The sequence below is a fragment of the Pseudenhygromyxa sp. WMMC2535 genome, assembly GCF_011083025.2.
The window spans coordinates 3,343,914-3,367,015 of sequence record NZ_JABJWV010000001.1 but is presented as its reverse complement, the minus strand read 5'-3'; the positions used below and the strand labels follow the sequence as shown (position 1 = coordinate 3,367,015).

The 23,102-nt window shown below is 67.5% G+C and carries 19 protein-coding genes; 8 read left to right on the top strand and 11 right to left on the bottom strand.

The genetic code is table 11. The annotated features are described in order from the left end of the window. The first annotated feature begins 172 nt into the window (after window positions 1-172). From G6O69_RS13040 to G6O69_RS13025, 4 genes are all read left to right on the top strand, one after another. Complete coding sequence (locus G6O69_RS13040; RefSeq protein WP_176396806.1) at window positions 173-952, top strand: hypothetical protein; 780 nt, start codon at window positions 173-175, stop codon at window positions 950-952. Window positions 953-975: 23 nt separating this feature from the next. After that, a complete protein-coding gene (locus G6O69_RS13035) occupies window positions 976-2,523 on the top strand; it encodes a hypothetical protein (protein WP_172301246.1) in 1,548 nt (515 codons plus the stop codon). A gap of 80 nt (window positions 2,524-2,603) precedes the next feature. Further along, complete coding sequence (locus G6O69_RS13030) at window positions 2,604-3,890, top strand: hypothetical protein (protein WP_176396525.1); 1,287 nt, start codon at window positions 2,604-2,606, stop codon at window positions 3,888-3,890. 80 nt (window positions 3,891-3,970) lie between these two features. Next, on the top strand, window positions 3,971-5,224 hold the full coding sequence (locus G6O69_RS13025; RefSeq protein WP_176396805.1) for a hypothetical protein: 1,254 nt from the start codon (window positions 3,971-3,973) through the stop codon (window positions 5,222-5,224). Window position 5,225: 1 nt separating this feature from the next. Here G6O69_RS13025 and G6O69_RS13020 read toward each other — a convergent pair whose 3' ends face one another. From G6O69_RS13020 to G6O69_RS12995, 6 genes are all read right to left on the bottom strand, one after another. Continuing rightward, complete coding sequence (locus G6O69_RS13020) at window positions 5,226-5,999, bottom strand: hypothetical protein (protein WP_172303826.1); 774 nt, start codon at window positions 5,997-5,999, stop codon at window positions 5,226-5,228. Between the two features lie 212 nt (window positions 6,000-6,211). Beyond that, complete coding sequence (locus G6O69_RS13015) at window positions 6,212-6,841, bottom strand: hypothetical protein (protein ID WP_172303825.1); 630 nt, start codon at window positions 6,839-6,841, stop codon at window positions 6,212-6,214. Between the two features lie 18 nt (window positions 6,842-6,859). After that, entirely contained in the window at window positions 6,860-7,870 is a 1,011-nt protein-coding gene (locus G6O69_RS13010) for a PAAR-like domain-containing protein (protein ID WP_172303824.1), read from the bottom strand. Window positions 7,871-8,089: 219 nt separating this feature from the next. After that, window positions 8,090-9,766: a leucine-rich repeat domain-containing protein gene (locus G6O69_RS13005; protein ID WP_172303823.1), complete on the bottom strand. Its 1,677-nt coding sequence runs from the start codon at window positions 9,764-9,766 to the stop codon at window positions 8,090-8,092. 8 nt (window positions 9,767-9,774) lie between these two features. Further along, a complete protein-coding gene (locus G6O69_RS13000; RefSeq protein WP_172303822.1) occupies window positions 9,775-10,782 on the bottom strand; it encodes a PAAR-like domain-containing protein in 1,008 nt (335 codons plus the stop codon). Between the two features lie 42 nt (window positions 10,783-10,824). Beyond that, complete coding sequence (locus G6O69_RS12995; RefSeq protein WP_176396804.1) at window positions 10,825-11,823, bottom strand: hypothetical protein; 999 nt, start codon at window positions 11,821-11,823, stop codon at window positions 10,825-10,827. 12 nt (window positions 11,824-11,835) lie between these two features. On the opposite strand from G6O69_RS12995, the gene G6O69_RS12990 reads away from it, so the two are divergent. Together G6O69_RS12990 and tssI are read left to right on the top strand one after the other, a co-directional pair. Continuing rightward, window positions 11,836-13,338 (top strand): hypothetical protein, encoded by a 1,503-nt coding sequence (locus G6O69_RS12990; RefSeq protein ID WP_172303820.1) that lies wholly within the window; start codon window positions 11,836-11,838, stop codon window positions 13,336-13,338. 15 nt (window positions 13,339-13,353) lie between these two features. Further along, window positions 13,354-15,591 (top strand): type VI secretion system tip protein TssI/VgrG, encoded by a 2,238-nt coding sequence (gene tssI, locus G6O69_RS12985; protein WP_172303819.1) that lies wholly within the window; start codon window positions 13,354-13,356, stop codon window positions 15,589-15,591. On the opposite strand, the gene G6O69_RS12980 is transcribed toward tssI, so the two are convergent. Beyond that, on the bottom strand, window positions 15,578-16,507 hold the full coding sequence (locus G6O69_RS12980; RefSeq protein WP_176396803.1) for a hypothetical protein: 930 nt from the start codon (window positions 16,505-16,507) through the stop codon (window positions 15,578-15,580). The two genes, tssI and G6O69_RS12980, sit on opposite strands and share 14 nt — an antisense overlap. Before the next feature lie 947 nt (window positions 16,508-17,454). Beyond that, a complete protein-coding gene (locus G6O69_RS12975; RefSeq protein ID WP_172303817.1) occupies window positions 17,455-18,222 on the bottom strand; it encodes a hypothetical protein in 768 nt (255 codons plus the stop codon). Window positions 18,223-18,461: 239 nt separating this feature from the next. Between G6O69_RS12975 and G6O69_RS12970 the strand changes: the two genes are divergently transcribed. Together G6O69_RS12970 and G6O69_RS12965 are read left to right on the top strand one after the other, a co-directional pair. Then, a complete protein-coding gene (locus G6O69_RS12970) occupies window positions 18,462-19,928 on the top strand; it encodes an amidase (RefSeq protein WP_346017036.1) in 1,467 nt (488 codons plus the stop codon). Next, window positions 19,925-20,359 (top strand): hypothetical protein, encoded by a 435-nt coding sequence (locus G6O69_RS12965; RefSeq protein ID WP_172303815.1) that lies wholly within the window; start codon window positions 19,925-19,927, stop codon window positions 20,357-20,359. The genes G6O69_RS12970 and G6O69_RS12965 overlap by 4 nt, the downstream gene beginning before the upstream one ends. A gap of 80 nt (window positions 20,360-20,439) precedes the next feature. Here G6O69_RS12965 and speD read toward each other — a convergent pair whose 3' ends face one another. From speD to G6O69_RS12950, 3 genes are all read right to left on the bottom strand, one after another. After that, entirely contained in the window at window positions 20,440-20,973 is a 534-nt protein-coding gene (gene speD, locus G6O69_RS12960; protein ID WP_217909818.1) for an adenosylmethionine decarboxylase, read from the bottom strand. A gap of 33 nt (window positions 20,974-21,006) precedes the next feature. Continuing rightward, window positions 21,007-21,933, bottom strand: coding sequence for a polyamine aminopropyltransferase (gene speE, locus G6O69_RS12955; protein WP_172303814.1), 927 nt, complete (start codon window positions 21,931-21,933; stop codon window positions 21,007-21,009). 61 nt (window positions 21,934-21,994) lie between these two features. Further along, entirely contained in the window at window positions 21,995-23,044 is a 1,050-nt protein-coding gene (locus tag G6O69_RS12950) for a hypothetical protein (protein ID WP_172303813.1), read from the bottom strand. Window positions 23,045-23,102: the final 58 nt, after the last annotated feature.

The following is a 23,102-nucleotide window of genomic DNA, read 5'->3' as shown; positions in this document are numbered from 1 at the left end:
GCCGACCAGCCCACGGCGACGAGCCATGCCTGCACGACTGAGTGAGCCACCGTCGCTCGCGCGTCGACCCGCGAAGAATGAAGACCGTCGGGGTCCACGTGGGCGGGCGGGCACCGCGTGGCGAACGGCTCTTCATGGAAGTCTGTGTGTCGGGTTGTCGCTCGCGGTGCCCGTGCTCGCCATGCCGTCCCGGGCCCTCGCCGAGTCGGGTCAGGCCGCGGCGAAGAAAGTCCGCGTCGTCGTGGTCGCGGACCCGGTCGACGACGCCGAGGCCCCCTTCGCGGCCGAGGTCGAAGCGAACCTCCGCAGCGCGCTCGAGGAGGCCGGCTACGAGCTCGACGCGAGCATGCGCGCGGACGCGACCGTGCGCTTGCGGCTGAGCTTCTACAACGAGGACAACCTCGACTATCAGATCAACGTCGACATCGCGGCGGGTGGGCAGCTCTTGCAGCTGCCGATGGTCGCCTGCCCGCAGTGCGACAGCGCGGCCCTGCTCGAGAAGGTCGAGGGCCGCCACGGCGAGATCCTCGCCGAGCTCGAGCAGGCGCTGGCCGAGTCGGCAGAGCCGTCGGAGCCGGGTCCCGGGGAGCCTCCTTCTTCTGTCCCGGACGAACCCGAGCCCGAGCCGGGGGCCAAATCACTCGGGCCCCTCGGCTACGCGGGCATCGCCGTGGGCGTCGTCGGCCTTGGCGGACTCATCGGCGGGGGAGTCGAGCTCGCGCGGGGACGCGTCTACGATGACCAGGGACCGACGCCGCATCAGCTCGCCGGCACCAATCATGGGCCGGTCGGTGGCGCCCTGCTCGGCATCGGTGGGGCGATGTTCGTGGCCGGAGCGACGATGCTCGTCGTCGATCTTGTCCGGTCGAAGAAGGGGCGGCGCCACGCCGGGCTTGTCCACCCCCTGGTCGGACCGGGCTCCGTCGGGGTCGGCTGGTCTGGATCCTTTTAATATAGATCGAGAGGCACACCATCATGCACCGCAAGCACCTCACCGTCTCGGCCCTGTCCCTCGGCTTCGTCTTGGGCCTCGCGCTCAACCTCGGGGGGTGCCGCTTCGTCGAGCCCGATCCGAACCACTGCGCGAACCTGGACGGCAACGCCGCCTGCGAGGAGAAGTTTGGGGACGAGCGGCCCTACTGCCTGATGTGCGGAGACACGGCCCAGGACAACGACGGCTGCGTGACCGAGGAGCCCACGGACCTCGACTGCTACACGCCTTGCGGCCAGCTGCAGAGCTACAACGACGACGCCAGCTGCCTCGCCGTGGACGACGGCGACGGCGACGGCGACGGCGATGCCGATGCCGATGCCGATGCCGATGCCGATGCCGACGCCGACGGCGATGACGATGGCATGCTCTGCATGGGCGACGAGGAGTGCTCCGATCCCGCGTTGCCCTTTTGCGATCTCAACACCGGGATGTGTGTTCCCTGCGACGCGCTCCTCGCCGCCGATGAGGCCTGCGCGAGCCTCGGCGACGGCAACACGCCGGTTTGTCTCGATGGGAGCTGCGTGCAGTGTGCCGAAGGCAAGGAAGAGGCCTGCGTGGACACCACGCCGGTCTGCGACACGGCGGCGAACGTCTGCGTGGCGTGCAGCGATCACGATCAGTGTCCCGACAGCGCCTGCAACCTGGCCGAGGGCAACTGTATCGACCCGGGGACCCTTGTCCATGTGGATGGCGACGATGACTTGTGTGCGGCGAACGGAGGCACGGAGGACATGCCGTTTTGCACCCTACTTCAGGCATTGACCGCTGCTGGGGACGAAACTGTGATCATCCTGCACGAGATGACTGATGAGTATCTGGAGTCCAGCGTGGTCTCCAAGTCTGTGGCGATCTTCGCGGCTACAGGTGAGGTCCCCGCCATCCGTGGAAATAGTGGAACACCGGCCCTGACTGTCTCCGCTAGTGGGTACTTGTTCTTGAAGGGAGTCACCCTCGCCAACACTGCAAATGCCGGTGGGTTCGGGCTGCTTGTCGACGGCGGGATCGCCTGGGTGGACCAGTGCAAGGTTGTCAACAACTCAGGCGGCGGCATCGTCGTCGACGGCGGCGGGACGCTGAGCCTCGAAAACAGCTTCGTGGGAGGCGGCAACGTCAACAACACCGCTGCGATCGACGTTGTTGATGGCGCTCTGGAGATGAGCTTCACAACTGTTGGTTCAGGCTTCGGAACCTCGGCGGCGCTCGGTTGCACAGACGGAGCAGCAACGACAGTCCGCAACAGCTTGCTTGTCTCAGCATCCGATGACGACGAGGTGCAGTGCACCGGCGTGACCATCACTGACAGCGCTCTCGAGATGTCCATGGGCGACAATGCCGCCCTCGGAGCGCTGACGTCCGGTTGGTTCTTCGACTACGACAGCGGCGATTTCCACCTCGCTCCTGGGATGTACCCCGCGGTCATCGAGTCCGCCGCGACCTGGACCCCCGGCGACTCGCCCACCGACATCGACGGCGACCCCCGGCCCACCGAAGAGGGCCCCGATTTCGCAGGAGCCGACCGCATCCCATGACCCGTGAACAGACAACGCTCGCCATAGCAATTGGTGTAGTGCTGGCTTGCACCGCGACTCCTGAATCGGAGGGCACGGAGATGACACAAACGAGCTCGGAGACCGAAACGGGCGACGGGGACGGGGATCCCACCACGGGCGACGGGGATGGGGACGGCGACGGCGATGGCGATGGCGATGGCGACCCCATGCTCTGCATGGGCGACGAAGAGTGCACCGATCCCGCGATGCCCTTTTGCGACCTCAACACCGGGATGTGCGTTTCCTGCGACGCGCTCCTCGCCGCCGATGAGGCCTGCGCGAGCCTCGGCGACGGCAACACGCCGGTTTGTCTCGATGGGAGCTGCGTGCAGTGTGCCGAAGGCAAGGAAGAGGCCTGCGTGGACACCACGCCGGTCTGCGACACGGCGGCGAACGTCTGCGTGGCGTGCAGCGATCACGATCAGTGTCCCGACAGCGCCTGCAACCTGGCCGAGGGCAACTGCATCGACCCCGGCAACGTCCTGCATGTGAATGGCAGCGGGGACGCGAACTGCTCGGCCGACGGGGGCACGGAGGGCATGCCGTTTTGCACCCTCGACCAGGCTCTCGTCTCTGCGGACACCAACTCGCTCATCGTCCTTCATGAGGTCGTGACGGTTCCGTACGTGTATCCCGCCAGCTCCAACACGATCCAGATCTCGGTCGCCATCTTCGCTCCTGAAGGCGAAACACCGGTGCTCCTCGGCGCGGGTGGGACGGCCGCGCTGACCGTGACCAACGCGGGCAACTTGTTCATGCGCGGCGTGACGATCGCCGGAACGCAGAACGGCGGTGAAGGACTGGTCGTCTCAGGCGGGCAAGCGTGGATCGAGCAGTCGCAGATCATCAACAACTCGGGTGGAGCAATCGTCGTTGACGGCGGCGGGACGCTGAGCCTCGAGAACAGCTTCGTGGGAGGCGGCAACGTCAACAACACCGCTGCGATCGACGTTGTTGATGGCGCTCTGGAGATGAGCTTCACAACTGTTGGTTCAGGCTTCGGAACCTCGGCGGCGCTCGGTTGCACAGACGGAGCAGCAACGACAGTCCGCAACAGCTTGCTTGTCTCAGCATCCGATGACGACGAGGTGCAGTGCACCGGCGTGACCATCACTGACAGCGCTCTCGAGATGTCCATGGGCGACAATGCCGCCCTCGGAGCGCTGACGTCCGGTTGGTTCTTCGACTACGACAGCGGCGATTTCCACCTCGCTCCTGGGATGTACCCCGCGGTCATCGAGTCCGCCGCGACCTGGACCCCCGGCGACTCGCCCACCGACATCGACGGCGACCCCCGGCCCACCGAAGAGGGCCCCGATTTCGCAGGAGCCGACCGCATCCCATGACCCGTGAACAGACAACGCTCGCCATAGCAATTGGTGTAGTGCTGGCTTGCACCGCGACTCCTGAATCGGAGGGCACGGAGATGACACAAACGAGCTCGGAGACCGAAACGGGGGACGGGGATCCCACCACGGGCGACGGGGATGGCGATGGCGATGGCGATGGGGACGGCGATCCCATGCTCTGCATGGGCGACGAAGAGTGCACCGATCCCGCGATGCCCTTTTGCGACCTCAACACCGGGATGTGCGTTTCCTGCGACGCGCTCCTCGCCGCCGACGAGGCCTGCGCGAGCCTCGGCGACGGTAGCACACCCGTCTGCCTCGACGGGAGCTGCGTGCAGTGTGCTGAGGGCAAGGAAGAGGCCTGCGTGGACACCACGCCGGTCTGCGACACGGCGGCGAACGTCTGCGTGGCGTGTAGCGATCACGATCAGTGTCCCGACAGCGCCTGCAACCTGGCCGAGGGCAACTGCATCGACCCGGGCAACGTGTTCCATGTCGACGCGGACGACCCCTGCGATGTCGGCGATGGCAGCGAAGCCTCCCCGTTTTGCAGCATCGAAGAGGCGTTGGCTGCTGCTCCGAGCGAAGTGCTCATCTATCTCCACGAGCGCGGCCTGAACCCAATGGTCTACCTCGAGTCCAACCCGATCTCGACCACCGTTGCGTTGTTCGCCGCCCCCGACGAGGAGCCCGTAGTCGTAGGGTCAGGAGCGGCGGCGCTTAGCGTCAACGCGTCTGGTGTCCTGCTCCTGCGGGGTATCGAGATCTCAGGGACACTGAACGGCGCAGCTGGGCTGCTTGTCGACGGCGGGATCGCCTGGGTGGACCAGTGCAAGGTTGTCAATAACTCGGGCGGCGGCATCGTCGTCGACGGCGGCGGGACGCTGAGCCTCGAAAACAGCTTCCTGGGTGGTGACTCGAACAACCCTGCTCTCGATGTCATTGACGGGTCCATCGACCTCGTCTATGCGACCCTGGGTCTGGCCCCCGCTGTCGCTGTTCCCGCCCTTCAGTGCTCGGGCAACGCGTCGGGTACAGTCCGCAACAGCATCCTCCTCACCTCCAACGGCGCGGATGTCGACTGTCCCGGCGTGACCGTGAAGACCTCAGCGCTCAGCTCGGCCACAGGCGACAACACCGCGCTGGGGGCCCTCGACATCGGATGGTTCGACGACTACCTCAACGGCGATCTCCACCTGTCGGGCATGCACCCGCCCGCGCTCGAGACCGCCGCGGTCTGGACGGACGGCGATCCCGAGCAGGACATCGACGGCGAGGCCCGCCCCGCCACGGACGGGGCGCCGGACGTCGCCGGCGCCGACATCCCCTGACCTACTTGAGTACGATCCTACCCTCTCGCAGAGCAGCGAGGATCTCCGCCATCTTGGGATACCCATCATCGAGGAACTCAGGCAGGAAGACCTCGGTGGCGTCGTCTCCATCCGCGCCAGGATAGTCCCGCTCCTGCTCGCCGCGCCCCTGACGGATCTGGTTTTGCAGCGATAGGACGTGCCTCGCCTCGATCTCGCCGCCGACCCACGAGTCCATCCCCTCCTCCACCAGCCCGTCCGCCGACAGGTCCCCATACACGCTGAACGAGTAGTCGTTCAGGGAGTTCAGGTAGACGAGCCGCTCGACACAAGCCGCACCGCCGATGACCACTTCGCTGAAGCTCATCAGGTCGCGGGCTTCGACGTCGCCGAGCACGTAAAGCTGCATGCGATCCGCCTCGTGGCAATCCGTCAGCAGACCGGACACCTTCAGGCTGCCGGCGACCAACACGGAGTCAGGGCCAGCGGCAAAGTCCCCGTCGAACACGACGTCGCCCGGGTAGAGACGGATGACGGTCTCGTTGATCGTCCATGGATACACATGCCGTCGAAAGTCCGCGTAGCCCTCGAGCCAGGGCGCTTTCTCGGCGACCAGCGCTTGGGCTTGCATGACTGGGATCTCCTGGTAGTCGGCCATATCGTCGCTCTGCGGCTGCGACAGTCCCATTACGCCGGTTTGCGCGCAAGGCCTATCCGCCACCAACTTGCCGTCGCTGGCCTTGCAGGCGATCTTCTTGCCGTTCGCGTAGACCCTCGTGCCCATCAGCGTCGCCACGGATGCTAGCACGCATGGACTCGCTCCGATCAGACCTCGTTGTCGGGAAAGGGAACGCGCTCCCAGGTGTCGCCATTGAACCGGATCAGATCCTTCGGCGCGACGACCACAGCATGCCCTCGTGGCTGTCGATCCCGAGCAGGACATCGACGGCGAGGCCCGCCCCGCCACGGACGGGGCGCCGGACGTCGCGGGCGCCGACGTCCCCTGACCTACTTGAGTACGACCCTTCCTTCTCGTTGGGCCATGAAGATTGCCCGGATCTCGGTGTTGTCGCCATCCAGAAACTCAGGCAGCAAGACTTCTGATGCTTCAACCTCGCTACCGTCCTCATACTCCTGCTTTGCGTCACCGCGCCCCTGATGGAGGGCGCATTGCACGATCTGCCTCGTATCGATGTTGCCGCCGACCCAAGAGTGGGAGCCCTCTTCCACGAACCCGTCAGCCGACAGGTCGCCATAGACAACAAACGAGCAATCAAACAAGGAGTTCACATAGATCAGTCGCTCCACGTGGACCGAACCGTCGACCGCCACCGAGCCGCAGCTCAGCATGTCGCGGGCGGTGAGGTCGCCGAGCACGACGAGAAGTGTGAATTGCCTATCGGCGCAGTCGCTCAGCACGCCCCGAACATCGAGGTTTCCATCCACCAATACGGAGTTCGCCTCGACGGCAAAGTCTCCGTCAAACACAGTGTCCCCCGAGTAGAGATGGACAATGATGTCGCCCGCCGAGTTCTCGTAGTCACGTTGTCGGAAATCGACATATTCCCGAAGCCAAGGTGCTTTAGCGAATGCGAGCGCACAGGCTCGCTCTGCTGAGATTGTCTGGTGCTTGGTCATGTCCGTTGTCGACTCCCTTCATCGGGTTCGATTGCGCACGAACCCCATCCTTGGTCGCGGCGGGTTCGGTCGACTCCCATCCGGATCTGCCCGAAGCCTCGTTTCCTTGGGCAGGCCCTTGCTGTCGTGGTACGCGCGGAGCTGGTCTTGCAGGTGTTGCTTGCTGCAGCCAGTCACCTCGGCGATCACCTTCGCCGCCTTGTCCTCGAGCTCGCCGAGTGTGGTAGTGCCTTCCGGCTCCCCGTCAGAACCGAGCTGTGTCTCGTACTCGTCGAACTTGGCGTGAATGCGCCCATGCTCTGCCAGCGCGTAGTAGTGCTCACTCCACAGCTCATAGTCTCGGTGCGAGATGGTCTTGTTGGTCTTCTTCTTGTTGTACTTTCCCGAGCCTTCGACACAGATGCACAAGCCGTCACCGTGTTTGACGGCTCGTCGGTAGTACGGCCCCTTGCTCTTCTCCTTGAAGCAGTGGTCGGGCACGCAGTGGTGCGGCGTCATGTGCTTTCCGATCGTCTTGCAGCCGTCCTTGCCCTTGCCCTTCGTGTAGGTCGTCAGCGTGCACCGCTCGTCGCTCGGCGACCCAGGCGGATTGTCGGTGAGATCCATATAGACCCACGGCCCGCCGTCGCCGGGCTGCGAGGCATGGTTGTGGGTCATCGGATCCAGATGCCGGGGCACGTTCTGGCCCTCGAAGCGGACATTCACGGACCACCCGGTGAAGTAGGCCTTCCCGCGGTTGGTCCCCGTGACGACGTTCTTCTGCGGCGCGCTCCCGGCCTCGTTGCCCGTGCTGCTGGCGATGTAGCTCCTGTCCCTGAGCATCACCGGCTTGCCGCCGATCTTGACCCGCTTGCTGCCCTTCTCGCAGTCCTTCGCCATGGCCGTGTTCGGGTAGGGAACGGGCACGCCCGAGGGGGTCGGCGGCGCGGTCGGAGGCGTCATGCAGACATCGGGGAACTGGGCCACCGACTTTCCGTCGCTGGCCTTGCAGGCGATCTTCTTGCCGTTGGCGTAGACCCTCGTGCCCATCAGCGGTCGCCGCGGATGCTAGCACGCATGAGCTCGCTCCGGTCAGACCTCGTTGTCGGGAAAGGGAATGCGCTCCCAGGTCTCACCATCGAACCGGATCAGATCCTTCGGCGCGACGACCACTGCCCCGGCGCGACCGTGGAAACATCTGAGGCCCGCCCCGCCACGGACGGGGCGCCGGACGTCGCTGGCGCCGACGTTCCCTGACGCGAGCCTCGCTCAGTCCTCGTCGAACAGGACCACTTCGAGCGGGGCCTGGCTCGTGGCGACGAACTCCCGAACCTGCTCGGGATCCAAGTCACACCCTGTCACATCCAAATACTTGAGAGACTTCAGGCTCGACAACTCCGAGATGTCGTCGACCGGTTCACTGCCGCTGAGGTCCAGGCGAGTGAGACGATCGAGCGAGGCGAGAGCCGAGAGTTCGGCCGCGTGGGAGAACTCGAGCTCGAGTTCTTCGAGTTCGGTGAGTTTGGCCAGCGCCGAGAACTCGGTGAGTTCACCATGAGTCTTGATCTTCAGTGCGCGCAAGCGTGTCAACGACGCGAGCGGTCGGATGTCACTGAGCTCCCACAGGTTGAGAGCCAGTGACTCGAGCCCGTGTAGTTTTGCGAGTGGGCGAATATCCTCAACGAAAGTGCTTCTGATATTCAAAGAGGCCAGCCCGTCCAGCGCCGCAACCGGAGAGATGTCTTCCCCGAAAAACTTCTCTATGCTCAGGTGACTAAGCCTCGGCAGGGCAGCCAGGTCCGTGAGGCGCCGGATGTCCCTGCCGTTCTCCAGGCGCAATGACACCAACGCGGAGAGCGAAGCCAGGGCGGACGCACAACGCGCGAGTTCGCGCCCTCCGAGTTCGAGTTGAGTAAGGCTCTCGAGCCGGCCGAGAGGGCCGAAGTCCTCCACTTGGTCGCTGTGACGAAAGTCGAGCCGTTCCAGGCTTTTCAGCTGCGCGAGTGCTCCAATCTCGCGCAGCCCCCTGCAAAAGGCGAGGTCCAGGTCTCGCAGGTCACGGGCCTGCACCACGCAGGAGAGGTCCCGAAAGCAAGATGCACCCATGAGCTTCAATTGTGTCAGCCCGGACAAGGACAGCAGTGGGTCAAACTCCTCCAGCGCGTCACAACGACCGAGGTTGAGCGAAACGAGCCCTGTCAACGAGGCCAACGGCGAGATGTCTGTCAGCTGCTTGTTTCCGTCGAGGCTGAGCTCCGCTAGCTGCGGCAGCTCCGAGAGCGGAGAGATGTCCTGCAGGCGCTTGCAGAACTCGACGGAGACTGCCCGGAGCGAGGCAAGTCCGGCGATCGGGATCAGATCCTCGAGTTCCTCGCTGTGGGCGATCCGAAGCCGTGTGAGCGCAGACGCTGCACGGACTGCATGAATGTCTTCGAGCCGAGTACACCACCCGAGGTCGAAGGACGTGATGCGCGTGAAGTGATCCAGCGCTGGGAGGGAACGCCGCCGAATGAGCAGTCCGATAGCGACCTCTGTGAGGCCGGGCAGTCGATCGACTCGAGCCAGATCCTCCTCAACGTGTGGGAGCTCAACTCGGCGGCAGAGCCGAAACGCTGGGTGGATGGCCGCCTCCGCCACGACCCCGGGGTCGAGCGGCTGATCACGGCATGCCACTACGGATGTCACGAACCCGCCCTTGAGCGTGATCTCGACGAAGGCGTCGGCCAACGGCCCGAGGATGGCCTGTTGGACCTCTCGCCGCTTTAGTGGCCCTGCGCGAGCCCACTCGGCACGCGCATCGCCATGCAACGCCAGGAAATCCTGGAGCGAGTCCCAGAGCGTCTCGTCGTCGGGAGCGTCATCGAGCTGCTTGCAAAGCTCAGACACGCGCAGCTGGAGCGCGAGGGACTCGTCACGTTCCAAGAATCGAAGGGCCTCGTCCATCATCGTTCAGCTCAACCACTCTTGCGCGCGAGACCCATCCTTTGCGGTGGCGGATTGGGCCGGCTCCCGTGTGGGTCTGCACGGAGCCGCGTGGTCCTGGGCAGACCCTTACTCTTGTGGTACGCGCGAAGCTGCTTCTGCAAGTGGTCTTCGTCGCAGCCGGTCACCTGGGCGATCACCATTGCCGCCGTCTCCTCGAGCTTTCCGAGCGTAGTGGTGCCTTTTGGCCTGCTTTTGGAGCCGAGCTGTGTCTCGTACTCGTCGAACTTGGCGTGGATGCGCCCGTGCTCCGCCAGCGCAGCGTAGTGCTCGCTCCACAGCTCATAAGACCAGTGCGAGATGCTCTCGTTTGTCTCCTTCTTGCGGTACTTGTCCGAACCCTCGACACAGATGCACAGGCCGTCGCGGTGCTCGACCGCCCCCTCGTAGTACGGTCCATCGCTCTTCTCCTTGAAGCAGTGGTCGGGCACGCAGTGGTGCGGCGTCATGTGGTCGCCGATGGTCTTGCAGCCGTTCTCGCCCTTGCCCTTCGTGTACGTCGTCAGCGTGCACCGCTTGTCGCTCGGCAACCCAGGCGGATCGTCGGTGAGATCCATGTAGACCCACGGCCCACCATCACCTGGCTGCGAGGCATGGTTGTGGGTCATCGGATCCAGATGCCGGGGCACGTTCTGGCCCTCGAAGCGAACATTCACGGACCACCCGGTGAAGTAGGCCTTCCCGCGGTTGGTCCGCGTGACCACGTTCTTCTGCGGCGCGCTCCCGGCCTCGTTGCCGGTGCTGCTGGCGATGTAGCTCCTGTCCCTGAGCATCACAGGCTTGCCGCCGATTTTGACCCGCTTGCTGCCCTTTTCGCAGTCCTTCGCCATGGCCGTGTTCGGGTAGGGAACGGGCACGCCCGAGGGGGTCGGCGGCGCGGTCGGAGGCGTCATGCAGACATCGGGGAACTGGGCCACCGACTTTCCGTCGCTGGCCTTGCAGGCGATCTTCTTGCCGTTCGCGTAGACCCTCGTGCCCATCGGCGACCGCCACGGATGCTAGCACGCATGGGCTCGCTCCGGTCAGACCTCGTTGTCGGGAAAGGGAACGCGCTCCCAGGTGTCGCCATCGAACCGGATCAGATCCTTCGGCGCGATCGACCACAGCATGCCCTCGCAGCTGTCGAGCCGATAGAACTCCACGTCCCCGCCCAGGCCCGTGTCGATCTCGCGCAGCTCGCCGTCCTCGAGTACCCAGATCGCCGACAGCGTGGCCACGTAGAGACGGCCGTCGAAGACGGTCATCCCCCAGAAGTGCTCGGGGATGTCGACGGACAGGTCCATGATGCTCTCGCCGCGGATCCACAGCAAGGTGCCGCGGTTCCCACAGGCGTAGGCCTCCCCGCGACCGACACAGCAGACACGCTCGAGATGGAGGTTCGTCGGCGGATCCAGCTCGGACCATCGCCGCCCATCGAAGCGGAGGATCCGGCCGTGGTAGCCGACCACGAGGATGTCGTCCTCGGCCGAGCCATCGATGCCGTTGAGGCTCAGGGACCGCTCCATGCTCCGGTCGAGGATCGGTCCGTCGATATGCTCCCAGCCCTGCCGGGTCCGCCGGTAGACCTGACCATGGGCGCCGCAGGCATAGAGCGACCCGCCGATCTGGCGGACCTGGGCCATTGCGCCGAGCTTCCCGACCTCGCGCGTTCCAGCATCGGGGATCCGCTCCTCGAAGCTCCCCTGCGGGCCATGGAAGTGGACGTCCCCTTGCATCGACAGCGCCACGACCATGGCTGCCGTGTCGGGGACCGGCTCGAAGCGGCAGGCCGAGATCGCGGCGTGGCCCATGTCCTCATGGGATAGCCAGTCGCCCGCGTCGTAGTACGTGCCGACGGTGCACTCGTAGACCGCGGGATCGAGATCGTCGTAGTACGCCAGGAAGTAGAGGTGGTCGCGGCCGAGGGCAGCCCCGTCCACAAAGGTCAGAGGCACGGCCTCGGGCTCCTCCTCGCTCACGTTCGCGCTCTCATCGGGTTGGCGTGGCGTCGTGCCCATCTCGGCGGGCGTGGATGCTAGCATGCGGTGCTGCCGATGACGCGGACACGAAGCACGGGCCGCAGAGGAGCCCGACCGATCGCGCTGCTGGCCGCGGCCATGCTCGGCGGGGTTTTTGGTGGCTGTCGCGTCGAGCGGCCCAACCCCGACCACTGCTTCTTCGCGGAGGGCGACCGCACCTGCGACGAGCTCGACCCGTCCCTGCCTTTTTGCGTCGAGCCGGAGTGCAGCGCCGCGCCCTACGGGTGTGTCGCCGAGCCCCCCGTGGACGGCTGCTATAGCCCCTGCGGCAACGGGACCCTCGCCGGGCAGGACGCGAGCTGCATCGAGGTGTCCGACGAGAGCGACACGGGCACTGCCGAGACGGAGACAGGCTCGGGCACGGGCGACGAGCTGGGCACGGACACCGACGCCGAGTGCATCTCGCACGAGGACTGCCCCGAGAGTTCGCCCTACTGCCTGCTCGGCGAGTGCGTCGGCTGCGATGCCACGCCGGAGCCCGAGGAGGCCTGCTTCGCGCTGACCGGGGGCCAGGCGACCGTTTGCCTCGAAGGGGAGTGCGTCGAGTGCTCCGCCGACAACCCGCAACCGTGCATCGACGACGCGCTGGTCTGCGACACGGACGCCCACGCCTGCATCGCCTGCTCCGCGCACGACCAGTGCGCGGGCGGGGCCGGCTGCGACCTCGCCCTCGGCCTCTGTCTTCGCCCGGACATGGTCTGGCATGTCGACGGCGATGGCGGCCAGGACTTCGAGACGATCGCCGAAGCGGTTGACGCGATCGGCGACGGCTCCGGGACCATCATCCTCCACGAGCTCGACACGCCCGGCTACGCCGAGGGCGTCTCCCTCGCGGGCGACCGTGCGCTCGCCCTGCTCGGGGCCGAGGGCGAGTATCCGCGGCTCCAGATGTCCCCCGTTTCCCTGGAGGCCGGCGACGGTGCCCGTCTCTACGCTCGAGGGCTCCTGCTCTACGGCGACAGCGGTGCAGTTGTCTCGGGCGCCCATCTCGAGCTCGACCGCGTTCGGGTCGCGCCAGCGCAGGTCAACGCCCTGGTCGTCGAGGATGGGGTCCTGCGCATGCGAAACAGCATGCTGCGCAGCGGCCTGGGGATGGATGCCGTCCTCGATGTCACCGGGGTCTCGGACATCGATGTCCGGTACAGCACGCTCGTGGGCTTCACGGATGAGCCGGCCCTGCTGTGCCAGGCGACGCTGGTTCCCGGATCGCGGATCCGCAACAGCATCCTCGTCAACCTCGGCGACACTCCCGCTGTCCAGTGCGCGGGCTTGACCTACGAGGGCAACGGACTCGAGGACGCGACGGGGTTCAGCGGGAACAGCACGATCGGCGACGCCGACCTGGACTGGTTCGTGGATCTTCTGTTCGCCGACTTCCACCTGACGGTGGTGGCCCCCGTGGCCGTCGCCACCGCGGCGAGCTGGTCGGAGGGGGATCCGCTGGTGGACTTCGACGGGGAGGCCCGGCCCGCGACTGAAGGCAGCCCGGACTTCGCCGGCGCCGACCGGCTCCCCTAGGTAGACTGAGCTCCCATGAACACGCTTCCTCCTGTCGAGGCCCGGGTCGCCTTCGTCGACGCCCCCGACACCGAGTGGAAGGTCACCGGCCTGAGCCTCGAGGAAGCCCTCAACGAGCCCTACTGTGCCCAGGTCGAACTCGAGACCGCGGACCTGGACGCCGACACTCGCGCGTTGCTCGGCTCGACCTGCGAGCTCACCCTGGGCCGACGCGGAGCCCGGCCGCGCCTCGTCTTCGGAGTCGTCACGCGCGTCGACCATCTCGGCCAGGACGACCACCACCTGCTTGTTGCGGTCACCGTCGTCCCCTCCTTCGCGCTCGCCCGTCAGCGGCAGAGCTCCCGGATCTGGCAGCAGGAGTCGGTCCACGACATCGTCCGGCAGACCCTCGCCGCCAGCCTCGACGTGTACGGCCGGAGCATCGAACTCGGCCATCTCCGGCGCGGCGCCAGGCCCCGGGACTACTGCACGCAGTACCGCGAGACCGACCTCGCCTTTGTCTCCCGGCTGCTCGAGGAGGAAGGCATCACCTACCTCTTCGTCCACGACGAGGACGCGGGCCACGAAGTCCTGACCCTGCTCGGCGACAACGACGACTACCCCGAGTTCGCCAACCTCGACGGCTCCTCGAGCCTCCCGATCATCGCCCACAGCCCCGACGAGGCCGACATCGAGTCGATGCAGCGCTTTTGCTGGACGGAACAGCTTCGCCCGACGAGCGCCGCGCTCAGCGAGTACGACTTCGGGCGCCCGGGAACCGTGAGCGCCGACGAGGCCGGCACCCCTGACGCCCGTGGCCGCGTCCGGCGGCAGTATGACCACAGCCGGCGCAGGCCCGGAAGCATCGAGCTCGGCCAGCACGCCCATGCCCTGGCCGCAGCTGCGAGCCTCGACGCGTCGGTGGCGGAGTGCGAAGGGAACGCCTCCTCGCTCGCACCAGGCCAGCGATTCATCCTCGTCGGTGGCGCCGAAAGCACGCCAGAAGAGTGGCTCGTGGTTGCCGTTCAGCACGAATACAGCCCCGGTGAGGAGGGCGTGGCCTCGTACCGCAACAAGGTCCGCTGCGTCCCTGCCACCGCCGAGCTCCGCCCCGAGGAGCGCACGCCCAAGCCCTCGGTCCAGGGACCCCAGACCGCCACGGTCGTCGGCGACGGCGAGATCGACGTCGACGAGCTTGGCCGCATCCAGGTCCAGTTCCACTGGCCCGAGGACCCGAGCTTCGCGGCCGGATCCTCGTGCCGGGTCCGCTGCTCCCAGAGCTGGGCAGGCGGCGCCTGGGGAGCCCAGTTCATCCCCCGCGTCGGCATGGAGGTCGTCGTCGAGTTCATCGAGGGCAACCCCGACCGTCCGCTCGTGACAGGCTGCGTCTACAACGGCGCCAACGCGCCGCCCTTCGGCCTGCCCGGCAGCTCGACCCAAAGCGGTTGGCGGACCAGTAGCTCGCCCGGCGGCGGCGGGAGCAACGAGCTGCGCTTCGACGACGCCGCGGGCGGCGAGGAGATCTACCTCCATGGCCAGCGCGACTGGACGACGGTCGTCAAGCGCAACAAGGCCCAGACGATCGGAAACGACGAGGTGCTCCGTGTGGCCAACGACCGGCTGAGGACCGTCGAGGCCAACGAGCGCGTGGCGATCGGATCCAGCCAGGAGCTTCGCGTCGGCGCCGACCAGGCCGAGAGCGTTGGCGCCAATCAGTCCCTCAGCGTCGGGTCCAGCCGGGTCGTGAGCGTCGCCCTCGACCAGAGCATGAGCGTCGGCTCGAACCGAAGCGAGACCGTCGGCGCCTACGCGAGCGAGGCCGTCGCCGTGTCCAAGAACGTGTGCGTGAACGGCATGCTGGCCACCGTCGTCGGCGGAGCGATGAACACAGCCGTCGGCGCGGCGCTGCTGGAGGAGGTCGGCGGCATCAAGACCGTCTCGGTCGGGGTCAGCAGCGACGAGAGCGTGGTCGGGCACAAGTCGGTCGATGCCGGGAGCATCAGCCACAGCGCGGGCAAGGACCTCAGCCAGAGCGCCGGCGCGAACATGAGCCTCAGCGTCGGCGAGGAGCTCTCGGTCGCAGCCACGGGCCAGGTCAGCATCGCCGGCAAGCACAAGGGCGTGATCGAGTTCGAGGACGAGCTGACCCTCAAGGTCGGCAAGGCCTCGATCACCCTCAAGAAGAACGGCCAGGTCGTCGTCGAAGGGGCGACGATCGACGTCAAGGGCAAGAAGTCGATCAACCTCGAGGCCCGGAAGGTCAATCAGAACTGAGGCCCGGCAGCACCCCGGGATCGACGGCCTCTGCGGCGGCGAGCAGGTCGCCGGGCAGACCGCGGGCGGGCAACCGGATCGCTCCCGAGCTTCGGACGAGCAGCTCGAGGCGCAGCGCCTGCCAGACAGGAGAGCTCGCCTGGGCGAGCGACGCGACCAGGCGAGCCGCTGTCGCAGGCTGGCCCCGAACGAGGCGGTCCTGCCCTGCGAAACCTGAGCCGTGCTCGCTCCACCACCCGGGCAAGACCTCGGCGTGACCGTCGAATCCGACGGCAAAACAGATCGCGGCTCCAAGCTCGGCTGGCAGCGCCGCTCCGCCGCAGCGAGCGAGAACCGCGGCGATCGCCCGCGGCCGTCCGGACAGCGCGAGAGCGAGGTCGAGCTGCGCCGGGGCATGGTCACTGCCGCAAAGATCGAGCAGAGCGTCGAGCTGCTCGGGGCTAGCCTCGGTCGCGTGGAGACAGGTCGGGGCGAACATCCCGGGTAGACGCACGGTCTGGCCAGCGAGGAGGGGCGCCTCGGGCAGACCCAGGACCAGGCCGGCGATAATCGCCGCACTGCGGACCTCCGGCTCGCGCGCGAACAGGTGGGGCAGGAGCGTGTGGCGATGGGCAGTCCGCTCCGCGTGGACAACCAGCAGCCGAAGGCCAGTGGCGCGCTCCTCCGGCTGGGTCGACTTCAGGGCGGCCCCGAGCAGCTCAGGTCCGGGATCGATCGCCTGGCGCTCCATCGCGGCGAGCCAGAGGAGGCGGGCCGAATTGCTCGCCTGGCTGTGGCCCCGGAGCAGGAGCCTGTCACGGCGAGCGCCGTCACCGAGCTCGATCGCCCCGATCACGGCCTCGATACCATCGAGGTCGCCGGCCTGGTCCGCCATCGCGGCGCGCTCGAGCAGAAAGGTCGGGCTCTCCCTGTTCATGCCTTGGAGCAGGAGCCCCGCCACCATACGCTCGAGGAGCCCGCGGTCTCGGCTTTCAAGCAGGTCGAGGAGCTGCCGATGGACAACGCCGACGCGCTCCAGCCGAAGGACCGATGCACTCTCGCGCCAGCGCAGCTGCGGACCCTCGGCGAGCGCCACGAGTGGTCGGGCCCAGGCGAGCATCTCCCCGAGTGCGTCGCGGCATCGCGTAAAATGCTGGCGCACCACGTCCGACGAGAACCCGAACTCGGCTTCGACGCGCTTGGCCGAGGGCCCCGCGAACACCGGGGGGACCGTGCGGGTCGACTCCTCGGGCTCCGGAAACACCGCCAGCATCAGCGCCGTGGGCTCCTCGAGCGGGGACTGCGGGCTGGCCGCGAAGACCGGGGGCATCTGTTCGGTGCGCTCCTCGCCCTCCCCCCTCTCGGTCCGATGCTCGAATGCGGGAGGGACGACCGCAGTCGAATCCCCCGGCTCAGCGCGGAGTGCGTCCGGTTTCCTGTTGAATCGATCAGTCGTCATGTCGATGAACGCAGAGCCGAGTGGTGAGCGACCTGCCGCCAGTGCCAAGGGAAACGATACACGGTCGTTTCGCCCGCTGTCTGTCAGGCCGAGCCGAAACTTCGCCCCATTCGCCTCCGTCGGGTCGAGGGTGGGGCCTCCAAGTGCGCGATCACGTGCCGGATGATCGAGAGGACCAAACCACAGACTTCGGGAGCTTGGCCCGAGAGCAGGTCATGGAGCTCCCAGCTCGGCTGGGCCTCTCCAAGCTCGAAAGATACCGAAGCAAAGTAAGGTCACCACCCTCACGGACAAAGTCATTCTGGCATGGTCACGCTGGATTCGCGGCAGCGTCCACGACAGGGATGGCAATGAAAAAGGAGCCCCCCGCTCACTGCGGAGGGCTCCTGGGTGGGGGGAGGATAATCCTGGACCCTGCTCGGGCTTCAGCCGAGCGGGTTGCCGCCGAAGTCGCCGAGCTCGAGGGGGTTGCTGCGCGGGTTGGTGCCCGGAGTCGACTTGGACTTGCCCTCGTCGCTGTCCTTCGACTTGGTGGTCTTCGTCGACTTCGATTTGCTCGACTTGGACTTGCTCGACTTGCTCTTGCTCGACTTGCTCTCGCTGGCCGGGCTCGGCGCGGCGGCGGGCTCGGGCGCGGGCTCGGGCGCTTCGACCTGGGTGGGGATCAGCGGGGCAGGCAGCGCGCTGACGGTGGCGGCGGAGCTGTCGGCGAGGACCCAGGGGTCGATGCTCGAGGCGGCGACGGCTTCGTCCTCGTGGATCAAGGTGGCGCCGAAGAGGGCGAGGAGGCCGGCGGCGGCCACGGGCATGCTCCACTCGAGCAGCTTGCGGGCGGGGGTGTCGACGACGGGGAGAGCTTCGAGGACGGAGAGCTCGCGGCGCTTGGCCTCGAGCTCGGTGGCGAGGCGGGCCATCTCGAGCTCGTGGGCGGCGGCAGCGTGGGTCAGCTGGAGCTCACGGGCGCGCAGCTCGAGCTGCTCTTCGCGGGTGGCTCGGGCGCGGGCTCGTGCCCAGGCCCGTGGACGCTCGGCCTCCAGGCGCTCGCGCAGCTCGTCGAGCTCGCGGGCGCGGCGTTCCGCGAGGGCCACGCCGCTCGCTCGGGCGGCCGCGAATTCGGCTCGGTCATGCTCCAGTCGATCAATCTCGGCGAGGGCCAGCGTGACGGAGGACTCCCTGGACTGTAGCGTGCTCATCGTCATATCAATTACTCTGACCCTCGAATTGCGATTTGTCCCTGCGCCAAAATCGATCCTTTCATTAGCCACCCCCTCACCCCCATATTGTGTGAAGCGAGCGTAAACCAGGCTCCAGAACCCCCCAGAACAACCCCCTGGGCAGGCGCTTCGACCCAGGGGATCCCCCTGGTCGCGCGACACTGTCAACAATGATAGCCGCCAATGGTCAGCGATGTCATAGTCCGGTACAAGAGGGCGTGCACCGCGATCCGCTGCAGATGTCGGCCCTGGAGCTCGCCGCGGCCATCCGCGCAGGCACGCTGTGCTCCCGCGAGGTGGTCGCGGCTCACGTCGCGCACGCCCAGGCGGTCAACCCGACGATCAACGCGGTGGTCGTCGAGCGCTACGCGCAGGCGCTGGCCGAGGCCGAGGCTGCCGACGCGGCGCTCGCTGCCTGCGAGGATGTCCGCGAGCTGCCCGCGCTGCATGGTGTGCCCTGCACCATCAAGGAGTCCTTCGCTTACGCGGGGCTGCCGAACACCTCGGGGCTGCTCGCTCGCCGCGGGCGTCCGGCGCAGCGCCACGCCACGGCGGTGGCCCGCCTGCGCGAGGCCGGGGCGATCTGCATCGGGCTGACCAACGTGTCCGAGCTTTGCATGTGGATGGAGAGCGACAACCCGGTCTATGGCCGCTCGAACAACCCCTATGATCCCTCGCGCATCGTCGGCGGGAGCTCGGGGGGCGAAGGTGCGATCGTCGGAGCTGGGGCGTCGCCCTTTGGGCTGGGGGCGGATATCGGCGGGTCGATCCGCATGCCGGCCTTCTTTTGCGGCGTGTTCGGCCACAAGTCCACGGGCGGCGTGGTCCCGGGCACGGGCATGCACCCCATCGCCGAGAACGCGGCCCTGCGCTACCTGACCACCGGGCCGATCGCGCGCCGGGCCGCGGATCTGATGCCGCTGATGCGGATCTTGGCGGGGCCCGACGGCGAGGACGCGGGCGTCCGCGAGGTCGCGCTCGAGGATCCGGCGAGCGTCGACATCGCCGCGCTCGAGGTCACGGTGGTCGAGGACAACGGGCGCATCCCCGTGGACATCGAGCTCGTCGACGCGCTCGAGCGCGCAGCCACGGCCCTGGGCCGGCGCGGGGCCAAGGTTCGGCGGGCCAAGATCCCCAAGCTCGCGCGCAGCTTCGAGCTGTGGTCGGCGATGCTCTCGGCGGCCAGCGAGACCTCCTTTCGCATGCTCCTGGGCGAGGGCGAGGCCATCCCCCTGGGCCGCGAGCTGCTGCGCTGGTCCGTGGGTCGCTCGAGCCACACCCTGGCCGCGCTCGGCCTGGCGGCTCTCGAGGATCTGCGGCCCTTCGTGCCCGACGCGGCCGGCAAGCAGGCGCTGATCGCCGAGGGCCTGGCTTTGCGGGCCGAGCTCAGCGAGCGCCTGGGCCCGCGCGGGGTGCTGCTCTATCCTTCCCACCCGCGCCCGGCCCCGCGCCACGGCGCGCCCCTGCTTCGACCCTTCGATTGGGTCTACACCGCGATCTTCAACGTCATGGAGCTCCCCGTCACCCAGGTGCCCGCCGGTCTGTCCCGCGCAGGGCTGCCCCTCGGCCTCCAGGTTGTCGGCAACCACGACCGCGACCACCAGACCATCGCCGTCGCCCTGGCCCTCGAGGAAGATCTGGGCGGCTGGGTGCCCCCCTCTCGCCTGCTCGGAGGCGCCGCGTGAGCGAGACGCCCGACGCCTCCTCAACCCCTCGCGCCTGGTCGCCCGCGCTGACCTTGACCCTGGTCGGCCTGGTGCTCGCGCTCGTGCCCTGGATCTTCAAGCTCACCATGGCCCCGGGCCTTGGCGAGCCCTGCGGCAAGGGCTTCGACTGCGCGGCCCTCGACGGGCGCTGCGTCCAGGGAGCCGAGGGGCCCTACTGCACCCGCAGCTGTGAGTCCGACGCACAATGCCCGAGCAGCGGGCACTGCGGGGTGCCGGTCGATGATCCGTGGATGCTGTGGTTCTCGGCCAGCGAGATGAGCGAGCGCTTTTGCGTGCCCGGGCCGCGGCCGGAGCAGCCGCCCGAGGCGACCTCGCGGCCCGGAGAGGCCGGCGCGCAGTTTCGGCCGCCTGAGCAGCGCGGTGAGCTCGGCGGCGACGGCCAGCGCTGAGCTCGAACGCGACACCGCCCCCTCGGACCTCGGGGCCGCAGGCGCGGGCAGCAGGCCGATGTGTCGCAGGCCAGGGACGCTCAGCTGCGCGAGCGCGAGGCGCTGCTCGCTGCTTCGTCCGCGCGCGCATCCGCGGCTTCGGGCTGGTCGGCGCTGGCGACCTCGCTCACCGCGACCGGCCGGCTGAACACCCGCGGCGGCTCGAGGTTCTCGGTGTGCAGCCGGACCAGACCCAGCGAGCGCTCGCCACCAGGCACGCCCCGGGCGAGCTCCATGACCTCGCAGCGCTGGGCCTGGAGGGCGGCCACGAGCACGTCGTGGGCCCGCTGGGGCACACAGTCGCCGCAGGTGTAGAGGTCCGCGGCGACGTAGCCGACCTCGGGCCAGGTGTGGATCGACAGGTGCGACTCGGCGAGCACCGCGACCCCAGCGACGCCCTGGGGCTCGAAGCCGTGGACGTGCACGGCGAGCACGGTCGCGCCCGCAGCCTCGGCGGCCTCGCACAGCAGCTCGCGGATGAACGCCTGATCATCGAGGTGCGTGCTCTTGCAGCCGTGATACTCGACTACGAGATGTCGGCCACGCGTGCCGACCACCGGAACCTGCGTCGTCAAGGCAAGCCATGTTAGGGGATGGCCTGCGGCGATTCAAGCGCTGGACACGCTCTGGGGCACGCTGTGGACGCCGATCTCGAAGGGCGCGGCGTCGGTCGAGATCGTGTCGCTCGCGGCGATGAGCCGCTGATCACAACGCGGGAGCGCCCACAGCCCAGCCAATAGTTCGGGCGTCAGATAGTCCAGGGCCTCGACGCCGCGCTGCTCCAGGCGCGCGGCCCAGGCGGGGGCGTCGAGGGCCTGGGGATCCGCGAGGTCGCTGAGCAGGGCGAAGGCGCAGCGCGTCCAGAAGCTGGGGATGTGCGCCGCGTAGGGCCGCGCGTACTCGAACACGCTCGCCGTGGTCCGCACGTGGGAGCCGAAGGCCTCGGGCTCGAGGAAGGGCGAGTCCGCCTGCATCCCGACCACGCCCCCGGGCCGCAGCGCCCGCTGGACGATGGCGTAGAACTCCTGGGTGTAGAGCATGCGCGCGGGGCCGGTGGCGTCGGTGAGGTCGAGCAAGATGGCGTCGAAGCGCCCGGGGTTGTCGGCCAAGAAGGCTCGGCCGTCGCCGAGCACGAGCTCGAAGCGCGGGTCATCGAAGGCGCCGCCGTGGACCTCGGGGAACCACCGCTTGGACAGCTCGAGCACCTTGGCGTCGATCTCCACGAGCACGACCTCCTCGACGCAGGCGTGGCGCAGCGCCGCCTGCAGGGCCCCACCGTCGCCGCCGCCGATGATCCCCACGCGCCGCGGCGCGGCGTGGGCGAGCAGGGCCGGGTGGACGAGGCACTCGTGATAGATGAAGTCGTCGGCGCTGCTCAGCTGGGGGATGCCGTCGAGGAGCAGCATCCGCCCGTGGACCGCGGTCTCGACGATCTCGAGGTGCTGAAAGCGGGTGCGCTCGCGAAAGAGCGTCGCCTCGACCTCCAAGGTCAAGTCGACGCCGCGAGCGAGGGCAAAGCTGCGACGCTCGGACACGGGCCAAGGGTACCGAGTCGACCCGCCCGAGCCAAAAGTCGGCCTGCCCAAAAACCGCGGCTCAGCGCGAGAGCCTGCGCCTCGCCGGCAGCAACAACAACGAGAAGAGCGCGATGCCAACGAGGCCCAGGCCGCCGACGCCGGCCATCCACGCGCCAAAGCGCGAATGCGCCCGACCGCAGATCGTGTACCAGGCCTGGCCGTCGATGGGCGGCTCCTCGACGCAGCTGAAGTCGTAGTCCTCGTCGAAGTCGTCCACGCACAGGTACTCGTGACGCGTGGCGCCGGTGATGTCCTGAACCTCGACGTAGCACTCCCCCGGCAGCTGATGGACGCCGGGGCTGCGGTGCGTGGCCGGGTCGAAGGCGGCCATGAGCAGGATCAAGGTCGTGAAGTAGACCAGCGAGAGCGTCCACAGCAGGCGGTCCCCGGCCCGCGGCGGCTCCGGGTCCACGCTCTGGCGGCCCTTCCAGATCACCACGGCCAGGTAGATCCCAAGGCCGCCAAAGAAGGCGCGGTAGCTCGGGGTCCCGCCGTCGAAGGCCTGGAGCACCGTGATCTGAAGGGTCATCAGCAAGCTGCTGAGCCCGGCGACGAGCGCCAGACCCAGGCCAAAGGTCCGCGCCGAGATGTTGGGGCCCGGCTCGCGCCGCAGGGCCCGGTCGATCAAGAACGCGAAGCTGGCCACGAAGGTCAGCACCCACAAGCTGCTGCTGATCGGCGCCCCGAGCAGGCGCGTGGCGATGGACGCGTCGGTGTCGTGCCAGGTCCACCACATGAACTTGGCCCCGACGATGTCGTAGGGCGCGTAGAACAGGCAGCCCGCCAGCCCCGCCGCCGCGGCCTGGGCCAGCGGGTGCAGGCGCAGACGGCGGACCGCCACGGTCGGGAAATACATGAAGCAAACGTAGACGCAGGGGATGTACAGGGGCAGGCGCGCCGTGATCATCACCGTGGCCTGGGCCTGCCAGAAGTTATCGACCAGGGGCAGGGCCATGAAGATCATGTCGTTGGCCGTGCCCGCGACGATCGCCGCGACCCAGATCAGCACGTGGTCACGGCCCTCGCGGCGCGCGTGGACCAGGGCCAAGACCGCGCAGAGCATGAACATGTATTCCCCAATCAAAAAACTGGGTTGGTCTGCCCACTTCACCGAGGGACTCGTGAAG

Coding starts and splice junctions, on each gene's coding strand:
- G6O69_RS13035 (WP_172301246.1), top strand. CDS start 976: ATGCACCGCAAGCACCTCACCGTCTCGGCCCTGTCCCTCGGCTTCGTC.
- G6O69_RS12990 (WP_172303820.1), top strand. CDS start 11,836: ATGACGCGGACACGAAGCACGGGCCGCAGAGGAGCCCGACCGATCGCG.
- G6O69_RS13000 (WP_172303822.1), bottom strand. CDS start 10,782: ATGGGCACGAGGGTCTACGCGAACGGCAAGAAGATCGCCTGCAAGGCC.
- G6O69_RS13005 (WP_172303823.1), bottom strand. CDS start 9,766: ATGATGGACGAGGCCCTTCGATTCTTGGAACGTGACGAGTCCCTCGCG.
- G6O69_RS12995 (WP_176396804.1), bottom strand. CDS start 11,823: ATGCTAGCATCCACGCCCGCCGAGATGGGCACGACGCCACGCCAACCC.
- G6O69_RS13010 (WP_172303824.1), bottom strand. CDS start 7,870: ATGGGCACGAGGGTCTACGCCAACGGCAAGAAGATCGCCTGCAAGGCC.
- G6O69_RS12950 (WP_172303813.1), bottom strand. CDS start 23,044: ATGTTCATGCTCTGCGCGGTCTTGGCCCTGGTCCACGCGCGCCGCGAG.
- G6O69_RS13030 (WP_176396525.1), top strand. CDS start 2,604: ATGACACAAACGAGCTCGGAGACCGAAACGGGCGACGGGGACGGGGAT.
- G6O69_RS13015 (WP_172303825.1), bottom strand. CDS start 6,841: ATGACCAAGCACCAGACAATCTCAGCAGAGCGAGCCTGTGCGCTCGCA.
- G6O69_RS12975 (WP_172303817.1), bottom strand. CDS start 18,222: ATGAGCACGCTACAGTCCAGGGAGTCCTCCGTCACGCTGGCCCTCGCC.
- tssI (WP_172303819.1), top strand. CDS start 13,354: ATGAACACGCTTCCTCCTGTCGAGGCCCGGGTCGCCTTCGTCGACGCC.
- G6O69_RS13025 (WP_176396805.1), top strand. CDS start 3,971: ATGACACAAACGAGCTCGGAGACCGAAACGGGGGACGGGGATCCCACC.
- G6O69_RS12980 (WP_176396803.1), bottom strand. CDS start 16,507: ATGAACAGGGAGAGCCCGACCTTTCTGCTCGAGCGCGCCGCGATGGCG.